The organism is Pseudomonas sp. CM25, assembly GCF_013179705.1.
In the GTDB taxonomy this organism is placed as follows: Bacteria; Pseudomonadota; Gammaproteobacteria; order Pseudomonadales; family Pseudomonadaceae; genus Aquipseudomonas.
Genome location: NZ_JABMCW010000568.1, coordinates 1 through 2117, shown reverse-complemented (window position 1 = coordinate 2117; position 2117 = coordinate 1). Strand labels below are relative to the sequence as shown.

The window sequence follows — 2117 nt, the reverse complement described above, 5'->3', positions numbered from 1 at the left end:
CCAGCAGCTCTTCATCGCTGGGGTCTTGCGACTGGCCTTCAAGCAGCATGCCCAAGTCCGCCTGGGAACGAGCGAAACGCGCGCGCCGACGCAATGCATCGATGGCTTTGAAGCGCCCGGTAGAGACCAGCCACGCGCGCGGGTTGGCGGGTATGCCATCGCGCTGCCAGCGCTCCACAGCGATGAAAAAAGCATCATGCATGGCCTCCTCGGCCAGGTCGAAATCACCCAGCAGGCGGATCAGGGTGGCCAGTATGCGCCGCGACTCCCCGCGATAGACCGCCTCGACCTCGGCGCGCACCTGCGCCAGTGCCGCCATCAGTCAGGCATCCGCTGGGTCACCACCTCCACCAGGCGGTCCAGGCTTTCTCCCCAGCCCTGGTGGAAGCCCATCTCCTCGTGAGCCCGGCAGTCGGCGGCATTCCAGTGCCAGGCCCGGGCGGTGTAGCGGGTTTTGCCCTGCTCCTCGTCAAAGCTGATCACCGCAGTCATGAAGGCCTTGTCCGACGGCACCCAGCCTGGGCCAAATGCATCGGTGAACACCAGCCGCCGCGGCGCGGCAATTTCCAGGAACACGCCCTGGTTGGGGTACTCGCTGCCGTCCGGTGCCCGCATCAGCGTGCGGAACAGGCCGCCGGCCCACAACTGCATCTCGCATTCCGGGGTGGTCATGCCGTGCGGCCCCCACCACTGCATCAGCCACCGGGGTTCGGTCCAGGCGCGGAACACCTTGGCCGGTGGCGCATCGATCAGGCGGCTGATGGACAACTCGTGTTGCGCTTGCGCAGGCTGTGCAAGGCTCATGCTGGTTGTTCTCCGTGGCTGTCAGGGTTGCAGTTCACGCACCGGTCGCACTTCGACGCTGCCTACCCGTGCGGCGGGGATGCCCTTGGCGATGTTGAGGGCTTCATTCAGGTCGCGGGCCTCCACCAGATAAAAGCCGGCCAGCTGTTCCTTGGTTTCGGCAAACGGGCCATCGGTCAGGCTCATGTGCCCGTTGCGCATGCGCACCGTGGTGGCTGTCTGCACCGGCTTCAGCGCCTCGGCCGCGAGCATTCGCCCGGAGCCGTGGATGGCTTCGGCATAGGCCATGCATTCGGCGTCTTCCGGGCTGTCGGGCAAGCTGTGCAGCAGCCCTTCGTCACAATAGACCAGGCACAGGTATTTCATGGTCGCCTCCAGGGGGTGGGCACAGTGCGTTTGGCGATAAGTACTCAGGGCTTGAGATCGAACAGGGCTTTCTGGGTTTCCATGTCGAAAGGTGCGGACCAGTGCTCATGGATCACTTGCCACTGGCCATCAACCCGACGATAGCCCACCGTGGCGCGCATGAAGCCGCACTGGCTCTCGTCATCGCCCGGGCCGCAGCGGTTCAGCCAGTGGGCTAGCGCCAGGTCGCCGTCAGCCTGTACGCAAAGCTCGGCGAGCTCGAACACCATGGGGCCGCTGCACATGCCCATGCACATTTCCCAGTGCGCGGTGTAGGCGGCCTTGCCTTTGAACTGCAAGGCCTGGATGGCATCGAAGGCGACGATGTCATCGGCATAAGGGGCGGTGATGCTGGGGATGTCGCGGTCGCGCACGGCCTGCATCCAGCGCTCGATCAGTTGGCGGATCTCGGTTTCGGCTGCGGTGCTCATCGGGGGTTCCTCCGACAGGTCATGGGTGGCACGGTGTGCCTTCACCTATGGTCGAACGGTGATCGGAGGAATCGACAGGGCGTGGGAGTTTCTTGCGGGAGGGTGGCAACACCTGTGAGGAACAACTCGAAACCAAGCGGGTTGAGGCCATTGCCGCCTGCTTGAAAACTTCATTAGCCCACTGCAGTACAGCCGCTGGCCCTCCCGCCTTCAGACGGCGGATGGGCCACCGACACCAGCCGACAGGCTGATCAACCCTGCTGGCAACCCTCACCCATGGCACGGTACTGAATGGTGTGCACCTGGCCCTGGTGGTCTTCATAGGTCATGGTCGCAGGCACTACTTCGCAGACATTGGGGATGGTCGACAGGTTGATCACCCGCTTGATGTCCAGGTTCATCGAATAGTCGTACTGCTGAGCCACAGGCTGGCTGGAGACGGGTTTGGCCTCATCGGCAAGGGCGAACGAGGACATA

The 2117-nt window shown here is 63.7% G+C and carries 5 protein-coding genes; all 5 read right to left on the bottom strand.

Annotation, left to right across the window (positions count from 1 at the left end; all coding sequences use genetic code 11):
- Positions 1-319 (bottom strand): sigma factor (locus HP546_RS29525; protein ID WP_306125989.1); only part of this gene is annotated, 319 nt, incomplete at its 3' end.
- Positions 319-804, bottom strand: coding sequence for an SRPBCC family protein (locus HP546_RS29520; RefSeq protein ID WP_172233193.1), 486 nt, complete (start codon positions 802-804; stop codon positions 319-321). The genes HP546_RS29525 and HP546_RS29520, both read right to left, overlap by 1 nt.
- Positions 805-825: 21 nt before the next feature.
- Positions 826-1170 carry a YciI family protein gene (locus tag HP546_RS29515; protein ID WP_172233190.1) on the bottom strand — a complete coding sequence of 115 codons (345 nt, stop codon included), beginning with the start codon at positions 1168-1170 and terminating at the stop codon, positions 826-828.
- A 44-nt stretch (positions 1171-1214) separates the two neighbouring features.
- A complete protein-coding gene (locus HP546_RS29510) occupies positions 1215-1640 on the bottom strand; it encodes a nuclear transport factor 2 family protein (protein WP_172233187.1) in 426 nt (141 codons plus the stop codon).
- 251 nt (positions 1641-1891) lie between these two features.
- Positions 1892-2116, bottom strand: coding sequence for a DUF2790 domain-containing protein (locus HP546_RS29505; protein ID WP_172233184.1), 225 nt, complete (start codon positions 2114-2116; stop codon positions 1892-1894).
- Position 2117 lies beyond the last annotated feature (1 nt).

What these genes read in the sequence shown, in the direction of transcription:
- HP546_RS29520 (WP_172233193.1), bottom strand. Translation starts at nt 804, where the DNA reads ATGAGCCTTGCACAGCCTGCGCAAGCGCAACACGAGTTGTCCATCAGC.
- HP546_RS29515 (WP_172233190.1), bottom strand. Translation starts at nt 1,170, where the DNA reads ATGAAATACCTGTGCCTGGTCTATTGTGACGAAGGGCTGCTGCACAGC.
- HP546_RS29510 (WP_172233187.1), bottom strand. Translation starts at nt 1,640, where the DNA reads ATGAGCACCGCAGCCGAAACCGAGATCCGCCAACTGATCGAGCGCTGG.
- HP546_RS29505 (WP_172233184.1), bottom strand. Translation starts at nt 2,116, where the DNA reads ATGTCCTCGTTCGCCCTTGCCGATGAGGCCAAACCCGTCTCCAGCCAG.